Origin of the sequence: Serratia sp. Z4, from assembly GCF_009900725.1 — a bacterium.
GTDB lineage: Bacteria > Pseudomonadota > Gammaproteobacteria > Enterobacterales > Enterobacteriaceae > Serratia > Serratia nematodiphila.
In genome coordinates this window covers 1-13,755 of the sequence record NZ_JAAABD010000012.1, presented here as the reverse complement: position 1 = coordinate 13,755, position 13,755 = coordinate 1, and the positions used below count along the sequence as shown (strand labels likewise).

The following is a 13,755-nucleotide window of genomic DNA, read 5'->3' as shown; positions in this document are numbered from 1 at the left end:
GGAAGGAAGGAATATGATCTGCCGTGCTTAACGCAGCTCCAGTTCGTCCAGCGTCTGGAACAGTTCAGCGACGTGATGAATGCGCTGTCGCCCCTGCGCCAGCCTCTCATGCAGCAACGCATTGCTGAGCAAACTGGCCAGGCTCATGGCGGCGGCATAGCTGTCGAAGGCCGACACGCTGTCGAGCGGCACGGTCAAGTGCCAGCTGGCCAACGAAAACAGCGCCTGCGCCTGCGGTTCGCAGATCAGCAGCGTCGGCACCCCGCGGCTTTGCAACAGCGTCAACACCGCCTTTATCTGGCGCGGCCGGCGGCGGAACGCCACCACCACCGCCATGTCCTGCGGTGTCAGCCCCGCCAGATCTTCCGCCAGCGTCTGCCCCGGCTGCGGCGCCAGCAGCACCTGTTCACGCACCTGCATCAGTTGCTGACGCAGGTGCATCGCCACCGGATAGCTGTTGCGCAGCCCCAACAGCATCACGCCGCGCGCCCGCGCCAGCGCGGCGATGGTCGCACTGAACTGTTCGGCATCGATCTGCTTTACCCAACGGGTGAGATTAGCCATTTCCTGCTTATAGTGCCGCGCCAGCAGCGTATCGCCCTGCACCGCATCGCGGCTATCGGTCAGCGGCATGCCACTCTGGCGCAGGGTGCGCAGCTCATCGCGCATGGCGCGGTAGTTGGGGTAGCCCAGCCGTTTGAACAAGCGGCTGACCGTGGCTTTGGAAACGCCGCTCAGGCGCGCCAGCTCGGCGCTGTTGTAGCCGATCAAATCGTCATAGTGATCGAAGATGAAGTCGGCCACCCGCTGCTCCTGCGGCGTCAGCTGTGGGTAGTCGCGGCGCAGACGTTCGTCGAACCGTTGCATTATTGTTCTCGCTGTAACCTTTGTTTCAGCGGAACATAGCACGGCCGAACTACCCGCTGGCAAGCGATTATTCGTTGATGGGAAATAACCGCGGCCAGCCCCTCTTCGGCAGCGTCGCCGGAAAAGGGCGGCGCATTCAGCACCAGTAGGCCATAAAGTTAACGGTAGCGCGGTCCAGATCGCGTTCGCCGATCAGATAACGCCGCAGGGTTTTCACCGCCGAAGACTCGGCCGCCACCCAGGCATAGAAAGCGCTGCCGCCCGCCGCCCGCTCCCACAACACCTCATCGCTCAGGCTGCTTTCCGCCAAAGACTGCGCTTGCGCGCACGCCGAAGCGGGAATATCCACCCGCTGGCGCACCGCTTCCGCCAGCAACGTGCCATGCGCCAACTGGCGGCCCACATCGCGCGGCAGCCAGTAAACCTCGGCGAACGGGAAGCGGGTCAAATCCAGGCAATCCCCCGCCTGCGGCACTTCGAAGAATGCCTGCACGCGCGGCGGATTGGTCTGCTGCGCCAATTGCTCCAGAATGCCCATCGCCGCCGGCACGGCCGTTTCATCGGCGATCAACAGCGCCTGCTGCAACTGCGCCGGCGGCGCCCATTCGTAGCCGCCGCTGTCGCCGTCGAAGTCAGCGTTGGGGGCGACGGTCTGAATGGCATCACCCGGCTCGGCGTGAGTCGCCCAGGCGGAGGCCGGGCCGTTCACGCCATGCAGCACGAACTCGACGTCCATCTGATTCAGCTCACGGCGCAGCGCACGCAGCGTATAAGTGCGCATCACCGGGCGCCGCTCTTTGGGGATCGCCATGTAATCGCCATACCAGTCCGGGCTATTGGCCAACTGCGGGATCTGGCCGTCCGCCGCCGGGAACAGCAGTTTGATGCGCTGATCCGGCGCTTCCAACTTCATCCGATGAATATCCGCACCTTCAAACACGCAGCGCACCAGCGAAGGTGAAATCAGCGTTTTGCTTTTCAAGGTGATATCAAAAATTCTGTAGCTGGCGGACATGTTCTCGTTTCTCCGGCAACGGCTGTCGCTTGCACCTATGGCCGATCGGCTGCCGTGTTGACGGCGTGGGTTGCTCGATCGCGCAGCGGGTAAAATGTTAATAAAACTAATTAATTACGTTAATGTATCGCAAAAAATCATATCATGATTTTATTGATAACAAGAAACGTTATTGATAAAAGAATCATTCTCAAAAATAACGCAATAACAATATCACCTGGGAAATAAATAACGATGAAACGCAAACACCTTTGGGTTTTGAATCCTTGTCTGCTGGCGATGCTTGCGCCGACGGCTTGGGCAGAAGGTCAGAAAGCCGGCGCCGAAGAGCAGATGGTGGTCTCCGCCAGCCGTTCACACCGCAGCACGGCGGAAATGGCGCAAACCACCTGGGTGATCGAAAGCCAGGAGATCGAACAGCAGGTTCAGGGCGGCAAAGAGATCAAGGACATGTTGGCGCAGCTGATCCCCGGCATGGACGTCAGCGGCCAGGGCCGCACCAACTATGGTATGAATATGCGCGGCCGCTCAATGATGGTGATGATTGACGGCGTGCGCCTGAATTCATCGCGCAGCGACAGCCGCCAGTTGGATTCGATCGATCCATTCAATATCGATCATATCGAGGTGATTTCCGGCGCGACCTCGCTGTACGGCGGCGGCAGCACCGGCGGCCTGATCAATATCGTCACCAAAAAAGGACAACAGGAACAGCAGGTCGAGTTGCAGGTCGGCGGTAAAACCGGCTTTGGCGGCCATAACGATCACGACGAGAACGTGGCGGCGGCGGTCAGCGGCGGCAACGACAACGCCTCTGGGCGCCTGTCCGTTTCTTACCAGCGCTATGGCGGCTGGTATGACGGCAAAGGCAATGAGGTATTGATCGACAATACCCAAACCGGCCTGCAGTATTCCGATCGCCTCGACGTGATGGGCACCGGCACCCTCAACATCGACGATCATCAACAGCTGCAGCTGACCACCCAATACTACAAAAGCCAATCCGACGGCGATCACGGCCTGTTCCTGGGAGAGAACTTTGCGGCGGTGACCGGCAACGCCAAGGCATATAACAGCGGTAACTTAAATTCCGACCGCATCCCCGGCACCGAGCGCCACCTGATCAACCTGCAATATTCCAACACAAATTTCCTCGGCCAGGATCTGGTGGCGCAGGTCTACTACCGCGACGAAACGTTGACCTTCTACCCGTTCCCGACGCTGGCGGGCAAAGCACCGAACTATTACGTCAGCAGCATTGGCGCTTCGCAGCAAAAAACCGATTTCTACGGTGGCAAGCTGACGTTAAACAGCAAACCTGTCGACGCACTGACGCTGACTTACGGCATTGACGCCGAGCATGAAAGCTTCAACGCCAACCAGCAGTTCTTCAACCTGGCGAAGGCTCAGCAGTCGGGCGGCATGACGCTGGAGAACGCTTACAGCACCGGCCGCTACCCGAGCTATACCACCAGCAACCTGGCGTCGTTCCTGCAGGCCAGCTACGACATCAACCCGATCTTCACCCTGAGCGGCGGCGTGCGTTATCAGTACACCGAAAACAAGATTGATGACTTCGTCGGTTATAACCAGCAGCAGGCAATCGCCACCGGCGCCGCGACGTCCGCCGACGCTATACCGGGCGGGAAAACCGACTACAACAACGCGCTGTTCAATGCCGGCCTGTTGGCACACCTGACCGAGCGCCAGCAAACCTGGTTCAACTTCTCTCAGGGCTTTGAGATCCCGGATCCGGGCAAATATTACGGTAACGGCACCTACGCGTTGAACGGCGGACATTACCAGTTGCTGAAGAGCGTTAACGTCGGCGATTCCAAGCTGGAAGGCATCAAGGTCAATGCCTACGAGCTGGGCTGGCGCTATACCGGCGATAATCTGCGCACGCAAATCGCCGCCTACTACTCGCTGTCCGACAAGAGCATCGCCATCAACAAAACCGACATGACCATTAACGTCAATGCGGATAAGCGGCGCATCTATGGGCTGGAAGGGGCGGTGGACTACTTCTTTGAAGACAGCGACTGGAGCGCCGGCACCAACTTCAACGTTATCCGATCCGAAACCAAGGTCAACGGCGAATGGAAGAAGCTGGTAGTCGATACCGCCAGCCCATCGAAAGTCACCGCTTATGTCGGCTGGGCGCCGGGCGACTGGAATCTGCGTTTACAGTCGCAGCAAACCTTCGACGTGTCGGACGATGGCGATTACACCAAGGCCAATTCCACCCAGGGCCGCAAAATCGATGGCTACAACACCCTCGATTTCCTCGGCAGCTATACCCTACCGGTAGGGAAAATCAGCTTCAGCGTGGAAAACTTGCTGGACAAGGAATACACCACCGTTTGGGGCCAACGCGCGCCGATCCTGTACAGCCCGACCTACGGATCGCCTGAGCTGTACAGCTATAAAGGCCGCGGACGCACCTTCGGCTTGAACTATTCGGTGTTATTCTGAGGATAAGGGGCCGGTCTGCCGGCCCCGTTCATTGGGCCACGCCGTTTTTCAGAGAACGGAAACGACGAAGCCCTGAGTTATCGCTAACTCAGGGCTTCTGAATAGTGGCGGAACGGACGGGGCTCGAACCCGCGACCCCCTGCGTGACAGGCAGGTATTCTAACCAACTGAACTACCGCTCCGCGCCATTCCCTCTTGCGGGGGAACGAGGCGCATATTACGGACGCCTCTCGGTTCCGTCAACGCCTTTTTCTCCGCAAATGAACCGTTTGCACAGTTTTTCAACGAAGATTCATCCAGTGAGGTTTTTTCACGCAAAAACGCCGTTATTCCGCCGGCGCCCCGCGCCACAGGCAGCTACCGCCCTTCTTCGCCACCAGATCCAGACGCGCCTCATGCGCCTTCACTTCTTCGTCGCTGGCGTAGACCACTTTCATCGCCGTCGCCGGGCGGACAATGCGTTGTATTTCTTGCGCGGCGTCATTTTGCTGGGTATCCCCCTCCATCTGGAACGCTATCGAGGTCTGACCGCCGGTCATCGCCAGATAAACTTCCGCCAGGATCTCGGCATCGAGCAATGCGCCGTGCAGCGTACGCTTGCTGTTGTCTATCTCATAACGGCTGCACAAGGCATCGAGGTTGTTGCGCTTGCCCGGGAACAGGCGACGCGCCATCAACAGGCTGTCGGTGATGGTGCAGAAGGTCTCGGTCTTCGGGATGCCCTGCTGCAACATGCGGAATTCGTGATCCATAAAGCCGATATCGAACGCCGCGTTATGGATCACCAGCTCGCCGCCGCGGATAAAGTCGAGGAATTCCTCGGCAACCTGATCGAAGGTCGGCTTGTCGGCCAGGAAGTCGTCGCTGATGCCGTGTACGCCGTAGGCTTCCGGATCCACCAGCCGATCCGGCTTGATGTATACGTGGAAGTTGCGCCCGGTCAGGCGGCGGTTAATCACCTCCACCGCACCGATTTCGATGATGCGGTGCCCTTCGTAGTGCACCCCAAGCTTGTTCATACCGGTGGTTTCGGTATCGAGGACAATCTGTCTGGTGGTTGTAGAGATCATATTGCAGTGCTCACAGCGCTCGTTTATGTCAGACTTGGCTTTTATAAAACTGATAGGAAGAGTCTACCAGAGATGCTCAAACAGGTAGAAATTTTCACCGACGGCTCCTGCCTTGGCAACCCCGGCCCCGGTGGCTACGGCGCGATACTACGCTATAAGCAGACGGAAAAAACCTTCAGCGAAGGATTCCGTCTGACCACCAATAACCGCATGGAAATGATGGCGGCGATCGTGGCGCTGGAAGCGCTGACCGTGCCCTGCGCCGTGACGCTCAGCACCGACAGCCAGTACGTGCGCCAGGGCATCACCAGCTGGATCCATAACTGGAAGAAACGCGGTTGGAAAACCGCCGACAAAAAACCGGTCAAAAATGTCGATCTGTGGCAGCGGCTGGATCAGGCCATTCAGCGCCACGAGGTGAAGTGGGAATGGGTCAAGGGCCACGCCGGCCATCCGGAGAACGAACGTTGTGACGTGCTGGCGCGCGAAGCGGCCGGTAAACCGACGCAGGAAGACGTCGGTTACCAACCGGAAGCCTAAGGCAGCTTGCGATAGCTCTTGGTCGCGCCCACCGCGCGGCTGAGAGACGGCTTTCTCGCCCCCAGTTTCATCGGCGTGGGCGTCAGCGGCAAGGTGCGCTTACGCGCCACAATCACGCTCATGCAGCCCAGCGCCGGCAAATGGGTGCATAAAAATTTGCCGCCCTTGCGGTGCCACGGCAGTACGTGAAAACGCGCCTGGTGCAACACCTCGTAATTCAGCAGGCTGAGCCAATCCAGCAGCCGCATCTGGGTAAACATGCGGCTGACATAGGGCTGGCGACGACGCAACCCGGGCGCCAGCTTGCCCAACCCCAGCAGGCTGAACGGATTGAAACTGCTGATGACCAACCAGCCGTCGTCGATCAACACCCTGTCCACCTCACGCAGCATGCGGTGCGGATCGTCCGCATAGGACAGCGTATGTGCCAACAGGCAGGCATCTACCGACTTGGCGGCAAACGGCAGTTGATAAGCGTCGGCGACCACCTGCAGCCCTTCCCCCTCCAACCCTACGTTAACCTGATGGGAGATTGCGCATTTATCCGTGGCCAGCTCGGCGCTGAGCATGCCCATCTTCAGCAGATGGAAACCGAACAGCTTGGGCCACCAGGGTTGCAACTGCCGCTCGAGCGCTTCACGATAGTACTCCCCCCACGGCAGCTCAGCCCAGGACTGCGGGCCGGTGAGCTTTTGTAGAGTATGGGCTGGTTTCATGATTTATTATCTTCTTTCAAGCCGTTGCCAACGAGAGGTACACCATGAATCTTATCAGCATTCCCGCCTTCCAGGACAATTACATTTGGTTATTGGATGACCGACAGGGGCGCTGCATTATCGTCGATCCGGGTGAAGCGCAGCCGGTACTTGAAGCGTTGCAGCGCCTGCAGCTGGCGCCGGCGGCGATCCTGCTGACTCACCATCATCACGATCACGTCGGCGGCGTGGCGCAGATTGTCGCGCAGTACCCCGGCCTGGCCGTCTATGGGCCGCAGGAAACCGCGGACAAAGGCGCCAACCACATCGTCCATGACGGCGACACCTTTGATATCGATGGCCGTCAATACAGGACTATCGCCGTTCCCGGCCATACGCTGGGCCATGTGGCATTCTATAGTGCCCCTTATCTGTTCTGCGGCGACACCATTTTCTCCGCCGGCTGCGGCAGGCTGTTTGAAGGCACCGCCAAACAAATGTACGACTCATTTCAACAACTCGCGCAACTTCCCGATAACACCTTAATTTGCTGCGCGCATGAATATACTCTTTCAAATCTTAAGTTTGCGCGGGCTATTTTGCCGGAAGATCGAGAGATTGAAACATATCAACAACATGTTGAAGCGTTAAGGGCAAAAGGCCAAGCCAGCGTGCCGACTACATTGCAATTAGAGCGCAAAATTAACCTGTTTTTACGTTGCCATGACACTGATTTACAAAAGAAATTAGGCTTTAATTCACCACCGAAAAGCCTTCATTCAGTTTTTTCCGAATTACGCCTGCGGAAAGATAACTTCTAAGCTTTTAGTTGTGTTATTTGGCGAAGCAAAGTATTATTGCTCGTCTTTTAAGCAACTACATTGACACACACATGAAGGCTAAAGCGATATTTCTCGCCTCAGTCTTGCTAGTGGGTTGCCAGTCGTCCAGGCAGGACGCACCGGCGCCAGAACAGCATGCACAGAGTTTGTCTTCGGCTGGTCAAGATGGTGAAGCAGGAGAGTACACAGCAAATGGCCGAGCGAGCTCGGCGCGGTGGTTGGATAACAACAGTCCCGCCGCGCAACAGGACCTGTGGAACTTCATTAGCGACGAGCTGAAGATGGAGGTTCCGGAAAATTCCCGGATCCGTGATCAGAAAAGAAAGTACTTAAAAAGTAAGAGCTATCTCCACGATGTAACATTACGGGCAGAGCCGTACATGTACTGGATAGTCGGGCAGATTAAGAAACGTAATATGCCGATGGAACTGGTACTGCTACCCATAGTGGAGAGCGCTTTTGACCCACACGCCACGTCAAGTGCCAACGCCGCAGGGCTATGGCAAATCGTGCCGCAAACGGGTCGCAATTATGGTTTGAAAAACAATCAGTGGTATGACGGCCGACGCGATGTCGTCGCCTCGACAACCGCTGCGCTTAACATGATGCAGCGCTTGAACCGCATGTTTAACGGCGACTGGTTACTGACCGTAGCCGCCTATAACAGTGGTGAAGGCCGCGTGATGCAAGCGGTGAAGGCAAACAAACGCCAGGGTAAGCCAACCAATTTCTGGGCATTGTCGCTTCCGCGTGAAACGTCAATCTATGTCCCGAAAATGCTGGCGCTGAGCGACATCATCAAGAACAGCAAGAAGTACGGCGTGAAACTCCCGAAAACGGATGAAACCCGTGCGCTGGCGCGTATCGATGTCGGACAGCAGATCCAGCTGACTCAGGCGGCTGAGATGGCAGGGCTTTCAGTCACCAAGATGAAAGCGTATAACCCAGGCTACAAAAAAGGCGTTACGGCACCCAACGGGCCCCATTACATCATGGTTCCCAAAGGACATGCCGAGCAACTGAAAGACTCGCTGGCCGATGGCCAGATCGCCGTGACTCAGCCAACGACGCAGTTGGCGAAGAACAGCGGTTTGACCGGTGGCAGTTCGTATAAAGTGCGCTCCGGCGACACCTTATCGGGCATTGCCAAGCGGCTGAACGTTAAGACCAGCGATTTGCAGAGTTGGAACAACTTACGCGCCAAGAGCGCCATAAAAGTTGGGCAAACCCTGCAAGTGGCCAGCAATACTGGCAGTAACAGCAGTATCACCTACCAGGTTCGTAAAGGTGATTCGCTCGCCAGTATCGCACGTCGTCACGGCGTCGATATTAACGACGTGATGCGTTGGAATTCAACGCTCGCCAAAGGCAACCTGCAGCCAGGTCTGAAGCTGACCCTGTTTGTCGGCAACAAGCTAACGCCGGATACTTAAGTGTTCGGCACAAAAAAAGCACCCTTCGGGGTGCTTTTTTATTAGCTGCGATTCACCATACCGGCGAGTCTTTCTCCGGATGAAACTCCACCAACAGCGGGTTGTGATCCGACGCGCTGGTCACCAGCACCGACGCCTCCACCACCCCCAGATTGCGGTAAAATACGAAATCCAGTGGACGCCCGAAGGCCTTGCGGCGATGGTCGTCGGTGAAGCTCACCTCGCGCAGCGCCATCTCTCCGGCAAAGTCATACAGCGCATTGATGCGCTTGCGGCTCCAGGCGTTGAAATCCCCCGCCATAATCACCGGCCCCCGGTGACTGGCGATCTGTTCGCCTATCGGCCCCAACTGCTTGCTGTAGACGTCGACGCCCAGGCTAAAGTTCACCGCATGGATGTTTACCACCATCAACAGCTCGCCGTTGTACAGCGGATAAACGGTGATCAGGGCCGACTTGGACAGCCGCAGCAGCGGCTCTCGCTCGCGCAGCGGGCAACAGTAAACAGGATGAGCGGCCGCCAGCGTCATCACGCCGGAAGGGTGCTGCGGTAGCACAAAGGCCGGCACCTGATCGGCCGCCAGATAGTTGGCGGTAGCGTAGCTCACCAACTCTGGCGTGGTTTGCGCCTCTTGCAACAATACCAGCTGCGCGTCTTTGCCATGGTTTTTCAGCACCGAAAGCCAGTCGGCTCGCTGCTGTTTGAAAATATTCCACACCATAACGCGCAAGGCGCCGGTCGTCGGCAGCGCCGCCCCTGGCGGCAACGGCTGGTTAACGGCGCCAGGAAAGATTCGCTCAACTGGCTGACCTGCAACATACCTCATTGCATAAGTTCGTTTCGGCACGCGATTCGCCTATTACCCATTAACATGAAAACTGGCGATGAACACTCGCCAACGATGAATTGATTATACGCCTACCCTGCATAGAGGGCATGGCTTTTGCGGGCATCACCTTTTCAGTTATAGGGGCCGCCTGCAGCGATTTCAATCTTCTGACGGTATAGCTGTGTAAAGGTGAGGGGTAATAGGTGAAAAATGCGAAAAGGCCCGCAAAATGCGGGCCAGGCAGCAAGGGTTTTACGAATTAAGCCGTTTGCAGCTGAGACTTTTTATCCAGGCGGCCACTGAGGCTAACCAGCAACAATGCAACCACCACGATCAGCGCGCCAATCCAGGGGGTCTGCGCCAGCCCCAGTGAAGCAACAGTCTGGCCGCCTATCACCGAGCCGAGCGCAATGCCGATGTTGAACGCCGCGATGTTGAGACCGGACGCCACATCCACCGCATTTGGCGTGTATTGCGCGGCTTTCTGCACCACATACACCTGCAGCCCCGGCACGTTGCCGAAAGCGAACACACCCATCACAATCACCGTCAGCAAAGCGGCAATACTGTGACTGGCGGTAAACTGGAACAGCAGCAGCAAAACGGCCAGCGCGGCAAAGATAAAGCTCAACGCACGCACGGCCCCATGACGATCGGCCAGCTTGCCTCCCCAGATGTTACCCACCGCCACCGCGACGCCATAAGCCAACAGTATCCAGCTCACGGTCGGTGCAGAGAAGCCGGCCAATTCCTGCATCATCGGCGCAAGGAAGGTAAAGGTCGTGAAGACCCCGCCGTATCCCAATGCGGTAATCGCGTAAATCAGCAGCAGACGAGGATGAGTCAGCACTTTCAGCTGTTCCCGCACGCCGGCGCTGCCCTGGTTCTTGATATTGCTCGGCACCAAAATAATGCTGGCCAGTGTGGCGACAGCGCCAATCAGAGAAACGGCCAGGAAGGTCTCACGCCAGCCAAACTGCTGGCCGATGAACGTCCCCAGCGGTACGCCGGTCACCAGCGCCACCGTCAGGCCACCAAACATGATGGCGATGGCGGAGGCCGCCTTCTCTTTCGCCACCAGGCTAGTGGCGATAGTGGAACCGATAGAGAAGAACACGCCGTGCGCCAGGCCGGTCAACAACCGAGCCACTACCAGCGATTCATAACTGGGTGACTGCCAGGCCAGCAGGTTGCCGAGAGTGAACAGCACCATCAGGCCAACCAGCAACAGTTTGCGCGGTATGCGGCTGGTCAGGGCCGTCAGCACCGGCGCGCCGATGGCCACGCCGAGGGCATAGATAGTCACCAGCAACCCAGCGGACGGTACGGTCACTCCCAACTGCTCCGCGATAGTCGGAATCAACCCGACAATCACGAACTCGGTCGTGCCGATAGCAAAAGCGCTGATGGTTAAGGCAAGTAATGCGAGTGGCATTTTTTACTCCGAAATAGCATTCAAGTTGATGACGGCTATTATCGGCCTATGCTTAAATGATAAAAATGCTCAAAATTTCAAATTAACTTTGCCATTGGAGCAAAAATGAAAGCAAACTCAGACGAGCTGATCACCTTTGTCACCGTCGTGGAAAGCGGTAGTTTCAGCCGGGCGGCTGAACGCCTGGAACAAGCGAATTCCGTGGTTAGCCGAACGGTGAAAAAACTGGAAAGCAAACTGGGCGTAACGCTGCTCAACCGCACCACGCGCCAAATCAGCCTGACTCAGGAAGGAGAGAATTACTTTCGCCAGGTGCAGAAGGTACTGAACGATATGGCCGCGGCAGAAAATGCGCTGATGGAAAGCCGTCAACGCCCGCAAGGCCTGCTGCGCGTCGACGCGGCAACGCCGGTGGTGCTACACATGCTGACGCCTTTAGTGGCGGAGTTCCGCGAACGTTATCCTGAAATGTCGTTATCGCTAGTGTCTTCGGAAAACTTTATCAATTTGATCGAGCGAAAAGTGGATATTGCGATCCGCGTAGGAGAGCTGACCGATTCCACGCTGAAAGCGCGCAAACTGATGACCAGCTACCGGCATGTGCTCGCCTCCCCCGCCTATCTGGCTCAGCACGGCACGCCGCTAACGGTAGAAGATCTTGCACATCACTGCTGCATCGGCTTCAACGACCTGCCCAGTTTGAACCGCTGGCCACTGGCTTGTTCAGATGGCAGCCAGTTGGAAATCACTCCCGGCTTGACCACTAATAGTGGAGAAACCCAGCGCCATCTCTGTCTGCATGGCAACGGTATCGCCTGCCTGTCGGACTTTATGAGTGACGAAGATATCAAACGTGGAGATTTGGTTCCGATTCTGGTGGAAGCGACACTGCCGGTCGCCATGCCGATCAACGCGGTTTATTACAGCGACAGCGCCGTCAGCAACCGTCTGCGCAGCTTTATTGATTTTGTGAGTGAATACCTGAAACGATAAAAAGGCGCCCTGATGGACGCCTTATGCTGACCACTGCGAGGAAAGATTAATCCCAGTTTGGCGCCAGGCCTTCCGGGCTAACCAGACGGCCGTTGCACTCCAGTGCGGCGATCTGCGCCATATCTTCGTCGGTCAGCGTCAGTTGCTGTGCCAACAGGTTGCTCGCCAGGTTTTCACGTTTGGTCGAGGAAGGAATAACTGCATAACCCAGCTTCAATGCCCAAGCCAGGACAACCTGTGCTGGAGTTGCATTGTGACGAGCGGCGATGCTTTTAATCGTTTCATCCTGCAGCGCTTTGCCATAGGCCAACGTCATGTAAGAGGTGATGGCGATGCCGTGCTGCTGCGCGAATTCTACCACCTTGCGGTTCTGCAAGAACGGTGACAGCTCGATTTGGTTGGTGGCGATTTCATCGGCGCCAATCGCGTCAATCGCTTGCTGCATCAAGTCGATGGTGAAGTTAGATACGCCAATTTGGCGAGTCAGCCCCAGCTTTTTCGCTTCCAGCAACTCAGCCATAAATTCGGCAACTGGCACTTCGTCGTTGGGTGACGGCCAGTGGATCAGTGTCAGATCAACGTAGGAGGTTTGCAGTTTTTTCAAGCTTTCTTGCAGGCTTGGGATCAGTGTGCCTTTCGCCAGATTCGCGATCCAAATCTTGGTGGTGATGAACAGGTCTTCACGTTTCACGCCGCTGGCAGCGATAGCCTGGCCAACAGCCGCTTCGTTTTCATAGATCTGCGCGGTGTCGATAGTGCGATAGCCCAGCTCAAGTGCAGTGCTGACAGAATCGATAACAACCTGATCCTGAAGGCGGAAAGTACCTAAACCAAATGCAGGGATGCTCATAATGTTTTCTCTCATTAACAGGTAGATGTGGTATGAGGAAGATTATGGCAACTTTTTTATTGATCAAAAACGCCTGGTTCGGCATAAGACTTTTGATCTAAAGGCAATAATATGGAGAAAGGCGAGGCGGTAAAGAGGAACAATTCCAGACTGAAAAGCGCAAAATACAGATATGAAAAAGCCCTGAGTCGAAACTCAGGGCTTATCAATTAAGTGGCGGAACGGACGGGGCTCGAACCCGCGACCCCCTGCGTGACAGGCAGGTATTCTAACCAACTGAACTACCGCTCCACCGATTCTTTTACGTTGTATCTTTCGATACCGGCAATATCGCGCTCTGCGACTTGCGCATTACCAGTCGTCACACTGATAACGTTTATTTGATGCCTGGCAGTGTCCTACTCTCGCATGGGGAGACCCCACACTACCATCGGCGCTACGGCGTTTCACTTCTGAGTTCGGCATGGGGTCAGGTGGGACCACCGCGCTATTGCCGCCAGGCAAATTCGTTTTAATCAACCCGCTTCATCACGAAGCCAGTCAATCCAATCTGTCAACAAGCTGAATATTGTCTTGGTCTCACCAAAACACCTTCGGTGTTGTAAGGTTAAGCCTCACGGATCATTAGTACTGGTTAGCTCAATGCATCGCTGCACTTACACACCCAGCCTATCAACGTCTTAGTCTTAAACGTTCCTTCAGGGGCCTTAA

General features: G+C 56.3%; 12 protein-coding genes, 2 tRNA genes and 2 rRNA genes. 5 read left to right on the top strand and 11 right to left on the bottom strand.

Going from position 1 to position 13,755, the window contains the following annotated elements; all coding sequences use genetic code 11:
• Positions 1–27 precede the first annotated feature (27 nt).
• Together GT753_RS24005 and GT753_RS24000 are read right to left on the bottom strand one after the other, a co-directional pair.
• Positions 28–867, bottom strand: coding sequence for a MurR/RpiR family transcriptional regulator (locus tag GT753_RS24005; RefSeq protein WP_088381257.1), 840 nt, complete (start codon positions 865–867; stop codon positions 28–30).
• 136 nt (positions 868–1,003) lie between these two features.
• Entirely contained in the window at positions 1,004–1,882 is an 879-nt protein-coding gene (locus GT753_RS24000; protein WP_160126034.1) for a siderophore-interacting protein, read from the bottom strand.
• Between the two features lie 234 nt (positions 1,883–2,116).
• Between GT753_RS24000 and GT753_RS23995 the strand changes: the two genes are divergently transcribed.
• Entirely contained in the window at positions 2,117–4,357 is a 2,241-nt protein-coding gene (locus GT753_RS23995; protein WP_160126033.1) for a TonB-dependent siderophore receptor, read from the top strand.
• 105 nt (positions 4,358–4,462) lie between these two features.
• On the opposite strand, the gene GT753_RS23990 is transcribed toward GT753_RS23995, so the two are convergent.
• Both GT753_RS23990 and dnaQ read right to left on the bottom strand, forming a co-directional pair.
• Positions 4,463–4,539 (bottom strand) — tRNA-Asp (locus GT753_RS23990).
• Positions 4,540–4,683: 144 nt separating this feature from the next.
• Positions 4,684–5,427, bottom strand: coding sequence for a DNA polymerase III subunit epsilon (dnaQ, locus tag GT753_RS23985; protein WP_004930195.1), 744 nt, complete (start codon positions 5,425–5,427; stop codon positions 4,684–4,686).
• 72 nt (positions 5,428–5,499) lie between these two features.
• On the opposite strand from dnaQ, the gene rnhA reads away from it, so the two are divergent.
• The gene (gene rnhA, locus GT753_RS23980; protein ID WP_004930193.1) at positions 5,500–5,967 is read left to right on the top strand and encodes a ribonuclease HI; all 468 of its coding nucleotides are present in this window, start codon (positions 5,500–5,502) and stop codon (positions 5,965–5,967) included.
• Here rnhA and GT753_RS23975 read toward each other — a convergent pair.
• Positions 5,964–6,683 (bottom strand): class I SAM-dependent methyltransferase, encoded by a 720-nt coding sequence (locus GT753_RS23975; protein ID WP_004930191.1) that lies wholly within the window; start codon positions 6,681–6,683, stop codon positions 5,964–5,966. The two genes, rnhA and GT753_RS23975, sit on opposite strands and share 4 nt — an antisense overlap.
• Positions 6,684–6,727: 44 nt before the next feature.
• Between GT753_RS23975 and gloB the strand changes: the two genes are divergently transcribed.
• Both gloB and mltD read left to right on the top strand, forming a co-directional pair.
• On the top strand, positions 6,728–7,483 hold the full coding sequence (gloB, locus tag GT753_RS23970; protein ID WP_015376716.1) for a hydroxyacylglutathione hydrolase: 756 nt from the start codon (positions 6,728–6,730) through the stop codon (positions 7,481–7,483).
• Between the two features lie 71 nt (positions 7,484–7,554).
• Positions 7,555–8,937, top strand: a complete 1,383-nt coding sequence (gene mltD, locus GT753_RS23965; protein ID WP_004930188.1) for a murein transglycosylase D — start codon at positions 7,555–7,557, stop codon at positions 8,935–8,937.
• A 52-nt stretch (positions 8,938–8,989) separates the two neighbouring features.
• Here mltD and GT753_RS23960 read toward each other — a convergent pair whose 3' ends face one another.
• Together GT753_RS23960 and GT753_RS23955 are read right to left on the bottom strand one after the other, a co-directional pair.
• Positions 8,990–9,784 (bottom strand): endonuclease/exonuclease/phosphatase family protein, encoded by a 795-nt coding sequence (locus tag GT753_RS23960; protein WP_025160092.1) that lies wholly within the window; start codon positions 9,782–9,784, stop codon positions 8,990–8,992.
• Positions 9,785–10,025: 241 nt separating this feature from the next.
• Positions 10,026–11,201 carry an MFS transporter gene (locus GT753_RS23955; RefSeq protein ID WP_049241338.1) on the bottom strand — a complete coding sequence of 392 codons (1,176 nt, stop codon included), beginning with the start codon at positions 11,199–11,201 and terminating at the stop codon, positions 10,026–10,028.
• A gap of 105 nt (positions 11,202–11,306) precedes the next feature.
• Here GT753_RS23955 and yafC point away from each other — a divergent pair, with 105 nt between their 5' ends.
• Complete coding sequence (gene yafC, locus GT753_RS23950) at positions 11,307–12,194, top strand: DNA-binding transcriptional regulator YafC (protein ID WP_004930183.1); 888 nt, start codon at positions 11,307–11,309, stop codon at positions 12,192–12,194.
• Positions 12,195–12,240: 46 nt separating this feature from the next.
• On the opposite strand, the gene dkgB is transcribed toward yafC, so the two are convergent.
• The 4 genes from dkgB to GT753_RS23930 form a co-directional block, all read right to left on the bottom strand.
• Positions 12,241–13,044: a 2,5-didehydrogluconate reductase DkgB gene (gene dkgB / locus GT753_RS23945; RefSeq protein ID WP_015376713.1), complete on the bottom strand. Its 804-nt coding sequence runs from the start codon at positions 13,042–13,044 to the stop codon at positions 12,241–12,243.
• Positions 13,045–13,258: 214 nt separating this feature from the next.
• Positions 13,259–13,335 (bottom strand) — tRNA-Asp (locus GT753_RS23940).
• A 94-nt stretch (positions 13,336–13,429) separates the two neighbouring features.
• Positions 13,430–13,545, bottom strand: a 5S ribosomal RNA gene (gene rrf / locus GT753_RS23935).
• 102 nt (positions 13,546–13,647) lie between these two features.
• Positions 13,648–13,755: ribosomal RNA gene (locus tag GT753_RS23930) — 23S ribosomal RNA — on the bottom strand; the annotation flags it as partial.

Excerpts from the sequence above, each read along its gene's own strand:
- GT753_RS24005 (WP_088381257.1), bottom strand. The coding sequence starts at position 867 with ATGCAACGGTTCGACGAACGTCTGCGCCGCGACTACCCACAGCTGACG.
- mltD (WP_004930188.1), top strand. The coding sequence starts at position 7,555 with ATGAAGGCTAAAGCGATATTTCTCGCCTCAGTCTTGCTAGTGGGTTGC.
- dnaQ (WP_004930195.1), bottom strand. The coding sequence starts at position 5,427 with ATGATCTCTACAACCACCAGACAGATTGTCCTCGATACCGAAACCACC.
- GT753_RS23955 (WP_049241338.1), bottom strand. The coding sequence starts at position 11,201 with ATGCCACTCGCATTACTTGCCTTAACCATCAGCGCTTTTGCTATCGGC.
- GT753_RS23995 (WP_160126033.1), top strand. The coding sequence starts at position 2,117 with ATGAAACGCAAACACCTTTGGGTTTTGAATCCTTGTCTGCTGGCGATG.
- rnhA (WP_004930193.1), top strand. The coding sequence starts at position 5,500 with ATGCTCAAACAGGTAGAAATTTTCACCGACGGCTCCTGCCTTGGCAAC.
- GT753_RS24000 (WP_160126034.1), bottom strand. The coding sequence starts at position 1,882 with ATGTCCGCCAGCTACAGAATTTTTGATATCACCTTGAAAAGCAAAACG.
- dkgB (WP_015376713.1), bottom strand. The coding sequence starts at position 13,044 with ATGAGCATCCCTGCATTTGGTTTAGGTACTTTCCGCCTTCAGGATCAG.
- gloB (WP_015376716.1), top strand. The coding sequence starts at position 6,728 with ATGAATCTTATCAGCATTCCCGCCTTCCAGGACAATTACATTTGGTTA.
- yafC (WP_004930183.1), top strand. The coding sequence starts at position 11,307 with ATGAAAGCAAACTCAGACGAGCTGATCACCTTTGTCACCGTCGTGGAA.
- GT753_RS23975 (WP_004930191.1), bottom strand. The coding sequence starts at position 6,683 with ATGAAACCAGCCCATACTCTACAAAAGCTCACCGGCCCGCAGTCCTGG.